Origin of the sequence: Pseudoalteromonas sp. 68 DY56-GL68 (assembly GCF_041414825.1) — a bacterium.
In the GTDB taxonomy this organism is placed as follows: Bacteria; Pseudomonadota; Gammaproteobacteria; order Enterobacterales; family Alteromonadaceae; genus Pseudoalteromonas.
Genome location: NZ_JAOCZL010000011.1, coordinates 51,750 through 66,762 on the forward strand (window position 1 = coordinate 51,750; position 15,013 = coordinate 66,762).

Annotated in this window: 14 protein-coding genes and 1 pseudogene; 7 read left to right on the forward strand and 8 right to left on the reverse strand. The window is 41.6% G+C overall.

Features of this window, described 5'->3' with window-relative positions; genetic code table 11:
* Window positions 1–7 precede the first annotated feature (7 nt).
* Complete coding sequence (locus NYF15_RS07375) at window positions 8–1,039, forward strand: chemotaxis response regulator protein-glutamate methylesterase (protein WP_237120334.1); 1,032 nt, start codon at window positions 8–10, stop codon at window positions 1,037–1,039.
* Here NYF15_RS07375 and NYF15_RS07380 read toward each other — a convergent pair.
* Window positions 1,029–2,060: a polysaccharide deacetylase family protein gene (locus tag NYF15_RS07380; protein WP_371353205.1), complete on the reverse strand. Its 1,032-nt coding sequence runs from the start codon at window positions 2,058–2,060 to the stop codon at window positions 1,029–1,031. The two genes, NYF15_RS07375 and NYF15_RS07380, sit on opposite strands and share 11 nt — an antisense overlap.
* Here NYF15_RS07380 and dinF point away from each other — a divergent pair.
* Window positions 2,037–3,371 (forward strand): MATE family efflux transporter DinF, encoded by a 1,335-nt coding sequence (gene dinF / locus NYF15_RS07385; protein ID WP_371353206.1) that lies wholly within the window; start codon window positions 2,037–2,039, stop codon window positions 3,369–3,371. The two genes, NYF15_RS07380 and dinF, sit on opposite strands and share 24 nt — an antisense overlap.
* 4 nt (window positions 3,372–3,375) lie before the next feature.
* On the opposite strand, the gene NYF15_RS07390 is transcribed toward dinF, so the two are convergent.
* Window positions 3,376–3,645: a hypothetical protein gene (locus NYF15_RS07390; RefSeq protein ID WP_371353207.1), complete on the reverse strand. Its 270-nt coding sequence runs from the start codon at window positions 3,643–3,645 to the stop codon at window positions 3,376–3,378.
* A gap of 14 nt (window positions 3,646–3,659) precedes the next feature.
* Window positions 3,660–4,235: a Fe-S biogenesis protein NfuA gene (gene nfuA, locus NYF15_RS07395; protein ID WP_062568328.1), complete on the reverse strand. Its 576-nt coding sequence runs from the start codon at window positions 4,233–4,235 to the stop codon at window positions 3,660–3,662.
* Window positions 4,236–4,379: 144 nt separating this feature from the next.
* Between nfuA and NYF15_RS07400 the strand changes: the two genes are divergently transcribed.
* The gene (locus NYF15_RS07400) at window positions 4,380–6,929 is read left to right on the forward strand and encodes a M14 metallopeptidase family protein (RefSeq protein WP_237120330.1); all 2,550 of its coding nucleotides are present in this window, start codon (window positions 4,380–4,382) and stop codon (window positions 6,927–6,929) included.
* A gap of 6 nt (window positions 6,930–6,935) precedes the next feature.
* Here NYF15_RS07400 and NYF15_RS07405 read toward each other — a convergent pair whose 3' ends face one another.
* Window positions 6,936–7,643, reverse strand: a complete 708-nt coding sequence (locus NYF15_RS07405) for a ComF family protein (RefSeq protein WP_130149158.1) — start codon at window positions 7,641–7,643, stop codon at window positions 6,936–6,938.
* Between the two features lie 58 nt (window positions 7,644–7,701).
* On the opposite strand from NYF15_RS07405, the gene bioH reads away from it, so the two are divergent.
* The 3 genes from bioH to NYF15_RS07420 all read left to right on the forward strand — a co-directional run bounded on the left by bioH (window position 7,702) and on the right by NYF15_RS07420 (window position 9,716).
* Complete coding sequence (bioH, locus tag NYF15_RS07410) at window positions 7,702–8,439, forward strand: pimeloyl-ACP methyl ester esterase BioH (protein WP_341803466.1); 738 nt, start codon at window positions 7,702–7,704, stop codon at window positions 8,437–8,439.
* A 102-nt stretch (window positions 8,440–8,541) separates the two neighbouring features.
* Window positions 8,542–8,850: a hypothetical protein gene (locus NYF15_RS07415; protein ID WP_371353259.1), complete on the forward strand. Its 309-nt coding sequence runs from the start codon at window positions 8,542–8,544 to the stop codon at window positions 8,848–8,850.
* Between the two features lie 2 nt (window positions 8,851–8,852).
* Window positions 8,853–9,716 carry a putative metalloprotease CJM1_0395 family protein gene (locus NYF15_RS07420; RefSeq protein ID WP_237120326.1) on the forward strand — a complete coding sequence of 288 codons (864 nt, stop codon included), beginning with the start codon at window positions 8,853–8,855 and terminating at the stop codon, window positions 9,714–9,716.
* Between the two features lie 60 nt (window positions 9,717–9,776).
* Here the strand turns inward: NYF15_RS07420 and NYF15_RS07425 are convergent, their stop codons facing one another.
* From NYF15_RS07425 to NYF15_RS07440, 4 genes and pseudogenes are all read right to left on the reverse strand, one after another.
* Window positions 9,777–12,092, reverse strand: a complete 2,316-nt coding sequence (locus tag NYF15_RS07425) for a Tex family protein (RefSeq protein ID WP_371353208.1) — start codon at window positions 12,090–12,092, stop codon at window positions 9,777–9,779.
* A 134-nt stretch (window positions 12,093–12,226) separates the two neighbouring features.
* Window positions 12,227–12,808 carry a CBS domain-containing protein gene (locus tag NYF15_RS07430; RefSeq protein WP_130149154.1) on the reverse strand — a complete coding sequence of 194 codons (582 nt, stop codon included), beginning with the start codon at window positions 12,806–12,808 and terminating at the stop codon, window positions 12,227–12,229.
* A gap of 52 nt (window positions 12,809–12,860) precedes the next feature.
* Window positions 12,861–13,166 carry a hypothetical protein gene (locus NYF15_RS07435; protein WP_371353209.1) on the reverse strand — a complete coding sequence of 102 codons (306 nt, stop codon included), beginning with the start codon at window positions 13,164–13,166 and terminating at the stop codon, window positions 12,861–12,863.
* A gap of 113 nt (window positions 13,167–13,279) precedes the next feature.
* Window positions 13,280–13,615 (reverse strand): annotated as a pseudogene (locus tag NYF15_RS07440) (GreA/GreB family elongation factor); the annotation flags it as partial.
* A 443-nt stretch (window positions 13,616–14,058) separates the two neighbouring features.
* On the opposite strand from NYF15_RS07440, the gene NYF15_RS07445 reads away from it, so the two are divergent.
* The gene (locus tag NYF15_RS07445; RefSeq protein ID WP_371353210.1) at window positions 14,059–15,009 is read left to right on the forward strand and encodes an NYN domain-containing protein; all 951 of its coding nucleotides are present in this window, start codon (window positions 14,059–14,061) and stop codon (window positions 15,007–15,009) included.
* Window positions 15,010–15,013: the final 4 nt, after the last annotated feature.

The following is a 15,013-nucleotide window of genomic DNA, read 5'->3' on the forward strand; positions in this document are numbered from 1 at the left end:
AGAGTGTATGATCAAGGTACTTATTGTTGATGATTCACCCTTGATCCGTGGTTTACTGAAAGAGGTACTTGAGCAAGCGGATGATATGCATGTTGTCGGTGCAGCTGAAGACCCTTACCAAGCACGTGATCTCATTAAGCGTTTAAACCCCGATGTGCTGACGCTTGATATTGAAATGCCAAAAATGGATGGCTTAAGCTTTTTGAAAAATTTAATGCGCTTGCGACCAATGCCAGTTGTTATGGTTTCGACATTGACTCAAAAAGGCTCACCTATTACCCTCGAAGCGCTAGAACTCGGGGCTGTGGATTTTATCGCAAAACCAACGGCTAATGTGTCTGAAAACTTGCAACGCTATGCGCACTTAGTACAACAAAAAGTCCGTACAGCAGCAGGTGCAAGGATCCGAGCATTTAAAGAGCAGAAACTAGAAAAAGATAGCTCACTCGACAGTCTGCAATTTAAAAGTAATGCAGTTATGGCCATAGGTGCTTCAACGGGGGGAACAGAGGCAATCAAAGAAGTGCTTATTCGTATGCCCAAACACTGCCCCCCCATTGTGATAACGCAACATATTCCACCTGTGTTTAGCACTTCATTTGCGATGCGGATGGACCGAATCTGTGCGATAAATGTTAAAGAGGCTGAGCAAGGTGACAAGTTAGAAGCCGGCTGGGCTTATATTGCCCCAGGCGATCAGCATTTAAGTGTGGTGAAAAAGGGAGCTGCGCTGTATTGCCAATTAGACTCAGGCGAGCCTGTTAATCGTCATCGACCTGCTGTGGATGTGTTATTTAACTCTTTAGCGGTTTTAAATTGCAAAACAACGGTAGCGTCTTTATTAACCGGCATGGGAAGTGACGGTGCAAAAGGGTTGTTAGCTTTACATCAAGCTGGTGCCTATACCATGGCACAGGATGAGTTATCGTCTGTGGTATGGGGGATGCCAAAAGCCGCAATCGAATTGAATGCGGCTAATGAAATTGTCAGGCTTGATAAAGTAGCAGCACACATGCTTAAACAGGCTGCTAAGGTGTAATTACCCAAGGTTGTGAAAACCAATAATAACTGCCTTTTTTGTTGATAGAGGGGGCTGTACAGTTGAACCGAGAGCGACCCTTTTTCAATTTATTAGGCGAGGTAATGTGTACTGTATCTTTGCTTACCCACTCAAGGTTAGCTTGACCAACACCCGATACATAGCATGCGAACTGACTTTTGTGGAAATCTTGCATATCGAATTGAATGCTTAAACTTGGCGGGTTTTCGCTGGTGACACTATCGGCGTAATTTAATGCTTTAATTGTAAAAGCTTGTGAGTCAAGTTTCGTCGACAGGGTATCAAGTTTAGAATAAAAGCCTGATGCAGGAAAACGCGGTAATCGCGTAAAATCAGAGTGAACTCCTACTGCACCTGAATGTTGGCCAATACCAACAAAACCCAATGACTTAATTAATGCTTGTAACTCGTTATTGAACTCACCATAAGGGTAGGCAAGGTATTTATAATCATGGCCTATTTCATCTTTAATGCGCTTTTGGGCATTTAAAATATCTTTTTTAGTACGAGACTGCCACTGAGCATCAGTCTCACCTTCTTGTTTTAAATGCATGTAATTGTGCACTTGCGTATGATTGCTTATTAAGGCTCCTTGATTAGCCAGCTCTTTTAATTGCTGCCAAGTCATGACATAGCTTTTACCACTATCAATAAGTTCAGGGTTTACAAAAATAGTATAGGGGTAGCCATACTTTTCGAGGATAGGGGCAGCTTGTTCATAATTATTTTTATAACCATCATCAAACGTGATTGCGACAGTTTTATCGGCTAACTCTTGACCTGCCTGCAGTTGAGAAATCAACTCATTTAATGGGATAACATTAAATTGCTGGTCTTTTAAATATTGCATGTGCTTGGTAAACGTCTCGCTGCTGACGCTTGTAACAGCCGGAAGGGTTTCACTCACGTGGTGATACTGTAAAATAACGGCGCCGTGGGCACGCACTGATAAACCTAACAGGACTGCAAATACTACATGAAACATTTTCTTAAACGTCATAAGGCACACCATAAAAGTTTGCTGTTATTAGCCGGTCCAATGATCTTATCAAATATTACTGTTCCATTGTTAGGATTAGTTGATACTGCTGTCATCGGTCATTTAGGCAGTGCTCACTACTTAGCCGGTATTGCACTGGGCTCAGCAGTTATCTCCCTATTATTTTGGCTAGCAGGATTTTTACGTATGAGCACCACGGGGCTTGTTGCGCAAGCTTACGGTCGAGACGATCATACTTTGCTAGCTGAGTTATTAAAGCGCAGTTTATTGTTAGCGACTTTCGTTGCGCTTATATTAATCGCGCTTAGTGTACCTATTCAATCCTTAATGGCATATTTATCGGGCGCAAATCAAGCAGTGTTGGAGCAAGCACATAGCTATTTTTCAATCCGTATTTTTAGTGCGCCAGCTGCTTTGTGTAATTTAGTGCTATTAGGGTGGATGTTGGGGGTACATTACGGCAGAGGGCCGTTCTATTTATTACTCATCACCAATATTACCAATATCGTGCTTGATATCTATTTTGTTGTTTTTCTTGATTGGAAAGTGGCTGGAGCGGCTTGGGCATCGTTAATTGCAGATTACATCGCTTTAGCCTTTGCACTTTGTTTAGTTTATCAGTTGGCTAAAAAGCAGGGCATTAACTTAGCGGTAAAGGCGTGGTTTAACATGGCTAAACTGCTCGAATTAGTTAATTTAAACCGTGATATCTTCATACGTTCACTGGCGTTGCAATTGTGTTTTAGCTTTATGACCTTCTATGGCGCAAGAATTGGCGAAACGATACTCGCAGCGAATGCAGTACTGCTGAACTTTTTAATGCTCGTAAGTTTTGCGCTTGATGGTATTGCATATGCAAGTGAAGCTAAAGTAGGTAAAGCAAAAGGCGAAAAGAGCACTGAGCAAATACAGCTGTGGGTTAATTTGAGTTTGTTCTGGGGGGGGCTTTTTGCATTATTTTACAGCTTAATATTTTTAATTTTTGGTAATGCAATTATTCGTTTATTAACCGATGTGCCAGAAGTGATTACGATGGCAGCAGATTATTTGCCATGGGTGATTATCTTACCTATTGCAGCAATGGCATGCTTTTTATTCGATGGTGTTTTTGTTGGTTTAACGCGTGCAAAAGATATGCGAAATACGATGCTGATTAGTGCAGCGTTCGGCTTTTTTGGACTGTTTTGGTTGGTAAGTGATTGGCAAAACCATGGCCTTTGGTTCGCAATGACCATTTTTATGCTGATGCGCGGTATAACGTTATGGTTGCGCTATCGTTATATTGTTAAACAAAATGGCTTGTTGAAATAAGCGTTTATTTCCAAAGGTCAGGATCATCATCTTTGGGAGATGCTCGCTCAAGAACTTGAGCAAAACGGTTGGCAAAAATACCTAAGTAACCCCAAGCGGCAAAAAATAACGCGATGGCCAAAATAAGTAAGCCAATCAGTTGCAAGATTACAGGGCCATAATAACCAATGGCAATAAAAATTACGGCCAGCACAAACAGTGCTAGGCCGCAAAGAAAGCGTTTTAAGCTTAATTTGGGGTCGCTACCTAAGCGAAATACCCATTGTTTAAGCATGCTTTAGATACCGATTAGTAGTAAGAGTGCTCACCAGATTGGTGATCGGTAATGTCTCTCACACCATTGATTTCATCAAACTTAGCGATCATTTCTTTCTCGATGCCCTCTTTCAACGTGACATCAATCATCGAACAACCGTTACAGCCACCACCAAATTGCAGAACAGCAATACCGTCAGCGGTAATTTCAACTAAACCAACTTGACCACCGTGGTTTGCAAGTTGTGGATTGACTTCAGTTTCAAGCATGTGTTGTACACGCTCTTGTAACGTCGCGTCGTCGCTAAGCTTACGTGCTTTGGCATTAGGCGCTTTTAGAGTTAACTGAGTGCCCATTTTATCAGTTACAAAATCGATTTCAGCTTCTTCTAAAAAAGGCGCACTTTCTGCGTCAACAACGGCATCAAAGCCATTAAAAGGTAGACGAATATCAGTCGCTTCAACCGCGTCTTCTGGGCAGTAAGAAACACCACACTCCGCCTGCGAAGTACCTGGATTTACAACAAAAACACGAATGTTTGTTTGTTCAGCTTGGTCTGCTAAAAGTTTAGCAAAATGAGATTGTGCAGATTCAGAAATAGAGATCATAAAACGGACTATACTTGACTAAATTACTCGGATACTGTGTATCATACTCCGCTCATCGTATTGTCGCCAGTGTTGAGCGTAAAAAGTTGCATCTATTTTGTCTAGTGGTAGCGTGAAAACATCAATTAAGTACAGGTGCTATCTATGCGTTTAATAATAACAATATTAACCATGCTAGTGAGCGTTAGCGCATTAGCGAAACCCCTTTCTTATTACTTTGAACAAGATGTGAAATTTGATCCAACCATTCCAACACCTGAACAGGTGTTAGGTTACGAAGTAGGTGAGTGGCATGTTCGCCATGATCAGCTTGTGCAGTATATGCAAATTCTTGCCGATAAAAGTGACCGAATGAACTTTCAAGTGATCGGTCGTACTCATGAACAACGCCCATTGGTTATGTTAACTATCACTGCGCCAGAAAAATTAGGGCAAGTTGAGGCTATTCGTAAAGCCCACCTAGCACGTTTGGACGGTGAATCATCAGACTCAAGCAAACAGCCGGCGGTTGTATGGATGGGGTATAGCGTGCATGGTAATGAGTCATCAGGGAGTAATGCTTCATTATTAGTGGCTTATTACTTAGCTGCTGCGCAAGGCCCAGAAATTGATACTTTACTGAACAATACCGTTATCTTACTGGACCCATCTTTAAATCCTGATGGTTTAGCGCGTTTCGCGAACTGGGCAAACAGTAATCGCGGTATGAATTTATCGTCAGATCCAGAAACTCGCGAGCATCGAGAAAACTGGCCTAGTAGCCGTACTAATCATTATTTATTTGACTTAAACCGCGACTGGTTATTACTACAACACCCTGAATCACGAGCACGTATAGCTCAGTTCCATCAATGGAAGCCGAATATTCTTACTGACTTCCACGAGATGGGACCAAACAGCACTTTCTTTTTTCAACCCGGTATTCCGACACGCAAGCACCCGATTACACCAGAAGAAAATGTGACTTTGACTAAAGCAATTGCTAACTATCATGCGAAGACGCTTGATGAGCATAATGCTTTGTACTTCACCGAAGAGAGTTTTGATGATTTTTACTACGGAAAAGGTTCAACTTACCCTGACGTGAATGGTGGGGTGGGTATTTTATTTGAGCAAGCCAGCTCACGTGGTCATTTACAAGATACAATCAACGGCCCGTTAAGCTTTCCGTTTACGATTAAAAATCAATTACTAACTAGTTTATCTACCTTTCAGGCTGCAATTGAAAACCGCCAAGATTTGCTTGATTACCAAGCTGAGTTTTATAACAAAGCGATTGACCTTGCTGGTGATGAAGACTTTAAAGGGTATGTTGTTAAAGGCGGTGCAGATAACAGCCGCATGCAGTACTTTTTAGCGTTATTAAAGCAACACCAAATCAATGCGTATATGCTTGAAGAGCCATTAAAAGTGAATGGTCAAAGCTTCTCTGAAAACAGCTATTTCGTACCATTAGCACAACCACAGTTTCGCTTAGTGAAAGCCGTTTTTAGTGAACAACAACGCTTTGTTGATAACACATTCTATGATGTATCTGGCTGGACACTCGCGCATGCATTTAATTTAGAGTTTGCAAAAGTAAGTAGTAAATGGGGGCTTGATGTTGCAAAAATGCCTTGGCAAAAAGGAGTTAAGTCAAGTTACGCAACATTGCCACAAAGCTATGCTTACGCATTCAAGTGGGATGATTATCTTGCACCAAAAATGTTGAATACTTTGCTAAAGCAGGGTGTTAAAGCGCGTGTTGCATTGAGTCCTCTTACCGCTAAAACGCCCAGTGGTGAGGTTGCATTTGAACCCGGTAGTATTTTGCTCCCCGCAGGTTTGCAAACAGACAGCAATTGGGTTGATTACTTAAATCAAGCACAGACTGAGTTCGGTATTGAAATTACGCCAATTAGCTCAGGTTTAACGGTGAAAGGGGCTGATTTAGGCTCTCGCTCTATGGCAGTTGTAAAAGCGCCTAAAGTTTTACTCGTGGGTGGTGCCGGAACCAGCCAATATGAGTTGGGTGAAGTATGGTATTACCTCGACCGTTTTGTAGGCACTGCGCCAACTATTGTTGAAATGCCTCGTCTTAGCAGCCTTGACCTTGAGAATTACAGCCATATTATTTTGGCTCATGGTAATTACAATGCACTTGATGATGCGACCAAGGTTGCGATCAAAGCTTGGGTACGTAAAGGTGGTGTTATTTGGGGTCATAAAGGAGGTGCCAAGTTCCTCGCTGACCAACAATTATTAAAGGCCAGTTACTTATCTCGTCGTGATGTAGCGAGCGCATTTAATACGCAAGGACTTACTTATGCCGATAAAGATCACTTAGCGGGCCGTCAACGTATTGCCGGAGCAATTTTTAATACGTCTGTTGATTTATCACACCCGCTAACATTTTCACTTAACCGTAATACCCTGCCAGTATTTAAAAATAGCACTTGGTTGCTTGAAAAGTCAGATGCACCGTTTGTAAATGTTTTGACATACACAGATAAGCCATTATTAGCGGGCTTTACTGATGATGTGAATGTAGAGCAAGTTGCAGGTGCTGCGGGCTTAATTGCTCACTCATATGGAAAAGGCAGTGTTATTGGTATGACGGATAACCCTGTGTTTCGTGGTTATTGGTATGGTACTAGCCGATTATTGAGCAATGCTTTATTCTTTGGTAATGCCTTTCATGCAGCGGGCGATTAACGTCTTTTAAGGTTCTCCTAAAGGGGTCAAACACGTCAGCATTGCCCATACGTGTTTGGCACCTGCTTTTTTTAGCTCATCGGTTGCTGCATTCAATGTTGCCCCTGATGTCATTACATCATCAATAATGGCGACCGACTTACCCTGCAAATTTGCTTGGCACATAAATGCATTACGCATATTTTTAATTCGTTTAGCTTTACTGAGAGAAGATTGTGCAATCGTTGCTTTTTGTTTAACAAGCGGCTCTGTTACAACTAAGTTCATTGCTTTTAACACCGGTAGCCAAGTTTGGCTTACCTGATTGTACCCTCGTTTTATAAAGCGTTTATTATGCAGCGGCATAATAATAAACTCATCAGGCCAAGATTCATTGACTGCTTTAGCGTGCTGTAACTGCAAATAAATAACCTGTTGTAGGGCTATTTTATAGTACTGTTTATCACTAAACTTCAGTTGTTTAAGCCACTGTTTCATAGGGGCTTCATACCATGCACAGGCTATGAGGTGATCAAAATGACAATCGGGGAATGCATCACAAATATCAGGGCGGTGAAGTAAATTAGCATGTTTGCTTAGATCAAATAACCTTAAGTCGTTTAAACAATGCTCGCAAAGTGCATAGTTACTTTTTATATGCGTTTGACACGTAACACAAAAGTTAGGAAACAGCGCATGTAAGCTATGTTTTAATATCTTCGTTAAGTGAGCCATTGCATTCAATCCTTTAAACGCTATCATGAGCCATCAGTGTGCTTGAGAGTTTAAAAATATGCAAAATGAAATGGTGTTATTACATGGCTGGGGAATGAATCAAGGGGTCTGGCAAGTGATTTTGCCAGAGCTTGAGTTTTCATATGAGGGCACTATTCGCTGCCTTGATTTACCAGGCTTTGGTGAAGCGCAGTCATTACCCAATACCTATAATTTGCATGAAGCAGCCAAGATGCTGAGTGAACAATTGCATAACGACTCAATACTAGTTGGGTGGTCGCTTGGCGGATTATTTTCACTTTACATTGCCGCTCACTGGCCAGAAAAAGTATCCAAGGTTATTTTAGTGGCATCGAGCCCTTTTTTTGCTCAAGCTGATAATTGGGCGGGTATTAAGCCTGAAGTGCTTGATGCGTTTAAAGAGCAACTAGTCACTCACACAGACAAAACTATCGAGCGATTCCTAGCGATTCAAGCCATGGGCAGCGAATCAGCTCGTGACGATATTAAAGCGTTAAAAAGATTATTAAAACAGTATCCAGCACCGCAAGAGCGAGCCCTCAGTGCAGGCCTAGATATCCTACAGCAAGAAGATTTACGTCAGCTATTTAGCAAAATAACGCTCCCTATTCGCGGTATATTTGGGCGTTTAGATGCGCTAGTTCCTTACCGTGCAATTAAGGATATGCAGGCTTTGCAGCCTAACTTTGAATATGAGGTGATCGATAAGGCATCTCACGCTCCTTTTATTTCTCATAAAACTGAATTTATAAGCGCTCTGAAATCAATGTGTTAATTAAATATTGCTCTGCAGAGCCCAAAAATAGGGGGATTTTACTTTATTTTGATTGTTTTGTGAGCGATACTTGTAGGGAAGATCTCACTGTTGGAGGATATGATGCCAATCAGTTCTGTATTTAATAATGGCGTAGAAGGTTACAACCGCGCAAGTCAAGGCATTGAAAAAGCAAGTGCGCAAATTAGCCGCGCGTCTATTGACCAGCAAGACGACGCTCAACTTGCTCAGCAAAGACAATTACAAGGTGCAAGACCAGAGGAAGCTGTTACGCCACCTGTGTCTCAGCCTGCTCGTATTGATGAAGCATTGGTGAGCCTGAAAGTTGAAGAGTTCAATGCTAAGGCTAACGTTAATACGATTCAAACTGCCGATGAAGTATTAGGCACGCTAATTGATATAAAAGCTTAGCTATGAATATCGTTACTCCCTTTCCCGCAATCAACATTAACACGGCGAACGTACACACCGAAAGTGCACGCCGTGATAATCAGTTGCGTGAAGTCATCCCACCTCCTGTGGCAACTAGTTCGAGTAACGCAGAAAATAAAGCACTGAGTGATGGCGAAAAAGCAAGACAGCCAAGCGGAGATGTAAGCACTTATGATGCTAAGGGTCGTCTTGAAGACGATAGAGCGATTCAAGAGCGAGAGCAAAGCGAACAAGGTAGTGACGAGAAATCAGAGCAGCAGCAACAAGAAGAGCAAAAACAAGAGCAAAAAGTTGCACAGCAAGAACAGTTAGAGCTTGAACAAATTAAAGAGCTGAAAGCGCGAGACACTGAAGTGCGTGTACATGAACAGGCGCATGCTTCGGTAGGGGGTAAATACGCAGGCTCGCCAAGTTATGAGTATCAACGAGGCCCCGACGGCACAAACTACGCGGTTGGCGGGGAAGTACAAATTGATGTGGCTGAGGTAAGTGGTGACCCTCAGGCAACAATCGATAAAATGCAAACGGTAAGAGCGGCAGCGCTTGCACCTCAAGAGCCATCCAGTGCAGACCGTGCTATTGCAGCCGATGCGACACAGAAACTTGCCGCAGCGCAGGCTGAACTTGCTATGCAGTCGCGCGAAAAAGCACAGGGTGGTGATGAATCGTCGTCATTAAGAATTGACCGTGAAGGTGCTGAAGATGAAAGTGAAGCGGTCAGCACTTCTCAGACCAAGACAGCCAAACGAGATGTGGAAGTTGATGAGCGAGCCACACGAATAGCCAACTTTTATCAAATGGCTACATCGCCTGGGGAGCAGAATAATTTTTCGGCGGTTATATAATTATCAGATTTATAAGAGGCGCGGTTCAATTTGAACCGCGTTTTTGTTTTTAAGCTAAAACTATTTTTTTACTTTGGCATTTGCAAATGCATCGGCAAATGCGTTACCCATTGCCGCATTACCAAAGTCACGCTTTTGCTTAGGCGCACTTTTCGCTTTAGCCGCAGGTTTTGATTTGCCTGCAGGTGCGGTTTTATTGCTTGTATCTACATCATCATCTAAACGCATTGTAAAACTGATACGTTTACGCGCTGCATCAACCTCAAGTACTTTTACTTTAACAATATCACCTGCTTTAACCACTTCGCGTGGATCAGAAATGAACTTGTTGGTTATCGCTGAAATATGAACTAAACCATCTTGGTGTACACCCACATCAACGAAGGCACCAAAGTTGGCAACATTGGAAACTACACCTTCTAGAATCATACCTGGTTTTAGATCGTTAATGGTCTCAACACCGGCTTTAAATTCAGCAGTTTTAAACTCTGGGCGAGGGTCTCGACCTGGTTTATCAAGCTCTTTGATAATGTCGGTAACGGTTGGTAAACCAAATTTTTCATCTGTGTAGTCGTTGGCAACCAATTTATTCAAAATATCAGTGTTACCAATTAAGCTATTTACATCTAAGCTGTTCTTTTCACATATACGCTTAACAACAGGGTAGGCTTCAGGGTGAACTGATGAGTTATCAAGAGGATCTGAACCTGTGCTAATACGCAAGAAACCAGCTGCTTGTTCAAAGGCTTTTGGTCCTAGGCGCTCAACTTTTTTAAGCTCAGAGCGTTTGCTAAATGAGCCATTGGCATCACGATAGCTAACAATGTTTTGCGCAAGTGTTTTGTTCAAGCCAGATACACGAGTTAGTAACGGCACCGAGGCCATATTTAAATCAACACCAACAGAGTTTACACAGTCTTCGACAACCGAGGTCAGGGTTTGACCTAATTGGCTTTGTGAAACATCGTGTTGATATTGACCTACACCAATTGATTTAGGTTCGATTTTTACAAGCTCGGCAAGCGGATCTTGCAAACGACGTGCAATTGACACTGCACCGCGCAATGATACATCAAGGTTAGGGAATTCGTTGGCGGCAAATTCAGACGCTGAATAAACAGATGCACCTGCTTCACTGACCATTATTTTATTTAATTTAAGTTCACTGTTGGTTTTAATCAATTCAGCAACTAACTTATCAGACTCACGTGATGCAGTGCCATTACCAATCGCGATTAACTCAACTTTATATTGGCGACAAAGTTGCTCAAGTGTGCGAAGTGATTTTTCCCAATGGTTTTGCGGCGCATGTGGGAAAATTGTTTGCGTTGTTAAAAGCTTACCAGTGCTGTCTACAACAGCGATTTTACAACCCGTACGTAAACCAGGATCAAGTCCTAAGGTTGTACGTGGCCCTGCAGGTGCAGCCATTAATAAGTCTTTTAAATTTTTTGCAAATACGTCAATCGCGCCGGTTTCCGCTTTTTCGCGCATTGCACCTAAAAATTCATTTTCTAAGTGTAGGCTTAATTTAATCTTCCAAGCCCACTGTACAACACTCATTAACCAGCTGCTTGCAGCGCTATTGCTCACATCTAACCGATAGTAGTCAGCAATCATTTGTGCACATACCTGTGCTGGGTTTTCTGCACTTGGTTCTGGGTTGATGCTTAATTGTAAAATGCCTTCATTGCGAGCGCGAAGCATGGCGAGAGCACGGTGTGAGGGAACTTTTTTAAGCGGCTCTTGGTGCTCAAAGTAATCACGGTATTTAGCCCCTTCATTTTCTTGACCAGCGATTACTGTACTTTCAATTTGGCCGTGTTGTGCAATATGACTACGGAATTTAGCAAGCAGTTTGGCGTCTTCAGAAAAGCGTTCCATCAAAATAAATTTAGCACCGTCAAGCACCGCTTTTGTATCAGCAAAGCCTGCGTCAGCATTAATATAGTCAGCAGCTTGCTGCTCTGGTTCGAGGCTGGGGTCATTAAATAGCGCATCGGCAAGTGGTTCAATACCCGCTTCAATGGCAATTTGTCCTTTCGTGCGGCGTTTAGGTTTGAATGGTAGGTATAAATCTTCAAGCTCTGTTTTACTGTCAGCGTTATTAATATCACTACTTAGCTCGGCGGTTAGCTTACCTTGTTCTTCAATTGTGGCAAGAATAAAGCTGCGGCGCTCTTCAAGCTCGCGTAAGTACGAAAGGCGCTGTTCAAGTAGTCGTAATTGCGTGTCGTCTAGGCCGCCTGTAACTTCTTTCCGGTAACGTGCGATAAAAGGGACTGTGGCACCTTCATCAAGTAATTTGATTGCAGCAACAACTTGTGGTTGCTGGGCATTTAGCTCGGTCGCTAAGCGTGCAGAGATATTGCTCATGCATAAACCTTTTTAAAAATAGAAAATCAGTAAACTGAAGATTAATTGCCTGAATAATATCACAATAAGAAGGCCTTAAAAGCACTGCTTTTAAGGCCTTCTAAAATTGTTCTACACAACGCAATATTTATGGCTTAGTGAGGGTGATCGATATGCTGCATCACTTCACTGAAGCTGTTTGCAATAGGGTTAATATTGACAGGAATATGTAGCTTTTTAGCAATTTCACGTGCAGAAATTAACCCACAAATTTCATGTTCAGCACTTGTTACTAAAAGAAACATCATACCTTGGTGTTCCATGGTTTGTAGTGCATCCCCAATACATGCATAGCTGATGCTCTGTAAGCTTACACCTGCTAGATTATTTAGCGGTGTCATTACATCATGCAAAGTCACTTCATCGCGATGTAAGTTCAAACGTTGTGCAAGAATCATTATTTTAGAGCTTTGTAGATCAGCACTCGATGTGATCCCAACTAACTTGTCTGTGTCATCAACGACTAAGATGAAGTCAGAGCAGCGGTTACTTGTTTGTTTTAGCGCATCAACAATGGTGGTGCTTGCGTGAGCACGTAGTGGATCTTTTTGTGTAAAGCTATTGAGTACTTTTAATGCTGGAGATGTTAGATCAAGTGTTGGTTCTACTTCATTAACAGCGTTAGATAATGCACCATTAGATACGTCTTGAAGACGTAATTCTTTGAAATTATTCATATTTGTCACCATAAATTTTAATTAAGCATCGATTTTTAAAAACGTAGTTAAATTAAAATACAGGTGGCCCTCGCTGGTGCGCACTGTATACAGAGGCCTTAGTCTGAGTAAAAACACGTACACCTAAGCGCACATCAGGCAGTGGTTGGGCTGCGCGAAAGTTGAGTGCTGGAGTATGTTTATCTAAATCAGTATCAAGGTTAGCAAGGTCTGCATTATCACACGCAATAAAATGTGAGGTGGGTGTAACACTATCAGAATGGTTTTCTATGTCGCTGGCGTAAGAAATCAAACTCACACTGATTAAAAGTGCGAATACAATGACATTACTTAATATGCGATGTATTGCGTTTGACATAGTTACTACCTTCTAAACATCAAGCTTAAAAACGTCTTAAGCTTCTTTAGTTATAGATCACATTTTTAGACTAAACAATCACAAATTAACCTTTTCTGAATTTATTTTATTAATTATGGCGCATCTGGATAGCTTATCTCATTGACATACCATTCTTTTTGACCTTCAGGGGTCGTGACTGAAAAATCGTCATCGACTTGCTTGCCAAGGAGCGCGCGAGCCATCGGCGCATCGATAGAAATATAATCTTTGCGTTCATAAATTTCGTCAGGGCCAACAATTCGGAAGCGTTTGGTTTCTCCTTGCTCGTTTTCTATCTCAACCCAAGCACCAAAAAACACCTTCCCAGCTTGCTGTGGGTTGTAATCAACGATTTTTAGATCAGGCATGCGTTTACGCAAATAGCGCACTCGACGATCTATTTGTCGTAATACACGCTTATTGAATTTCACTTATTACCGTAAAAAAACATACTAAACATATATAACTCATTGAAAAAAAGTGATTCTTATTTGTTATGGATACCGTCAGGCAGTACTAAATCTATCAATAGTTCTGTATTTAGTACTTACCATATACAACTTATTAATAATTAATGTTGGCAAGCATTGGCTTGAAATATCCCCTTGATATGATTAATTTGGATACTAAAGTTCTGATGTTCTCTTGCTTATCATTCTGTTAATGAAGATGCTTGCTTCTATCACTTGTACCGCCATTACCTAACTGTTTATTTTATAGTTAAATTTAACTTGCTATAACGTTTGTGTACTCATATACTTTACTTACTACTTTCCCTTGTCCCACGTTTGGCATTACGACCACTGGGCTTGGGCGAATCTGCCGGCCTTTTGGCCGGTTTTTTCAATTCTGAACCACTGAAAAGTCATTTGTGCGAACTCGAGTATACATAGACGGATATAATTTTTATTACGGTTGCTTAAAAAATACGCCGTATAAGTGGTTAGATCTAGCCCACCTATTCGAAAAGCATTTACTTCCTCGTTCAGGCATAACCTCATCAATCTTACATCCTAACTTTGGCATTAAGTTTTATACAGCAGAAATCAGTGAAAAAGTTGCTGAAGATGGAAGCTCTGTTGATGATCAGAGAAGCTATCATGCTGCATTGAAAAATCACCGAAGTAACTCAGTTAAAGTGAAAGTGGTAAAGGGCAGCTATGTAATTGATGAGGTGGATAGCCGGTTGGTGGAGCACAATGAAAAGGGTCAGAAGAAAGAACCAAGGGATTGTAGTAAGGTCAAAGTTTGGAAAATTGAAGAAAAGCAAAGTGATGTAAATGTGGCGCTTGATGCTGTTTTTGATGCGTTTAGTGATCCTGAAGTAGAGCATATTGTCTTTACAACAAATGATACTGACATTGCCCCAGCGCTTAACAAACTGAAAGAGCTTAATGCTCTTAATTTAAGAACACCGATAAAGATTGGTTTGGTTATCCCCAGTAAAGAAAGAACAGGTCCACGGCGAGCTAATAAAACCCTTAGCCAACTGGCTGATTGGACTATTGATTATATCCTTGATGATGAGCTTGCAAATTCTCAGTTACCAGCACGAATAAGAGGTGGTAACAAAGCTGTTTTTAGGCCGCTCTCATGGTTTGAATATCATCAAGAAGTTGCTGAGATAATCGAAATTCTTAGTGCAGAAGGTGTATGTGATACTGTTCCTAAAGCGTGGCGCTGGTTAACAGATTCAAAACCTGATGTACCTGGTCTACCCATTTTGGAAGATGATCCATCGTCAATGTTACTATCTCAAGAGGGTGTGAGGGCTGTACTTGCCCATGCAAAGGCTTTTTCAGAATTTAAGCGAGGTCAGTAAGCTT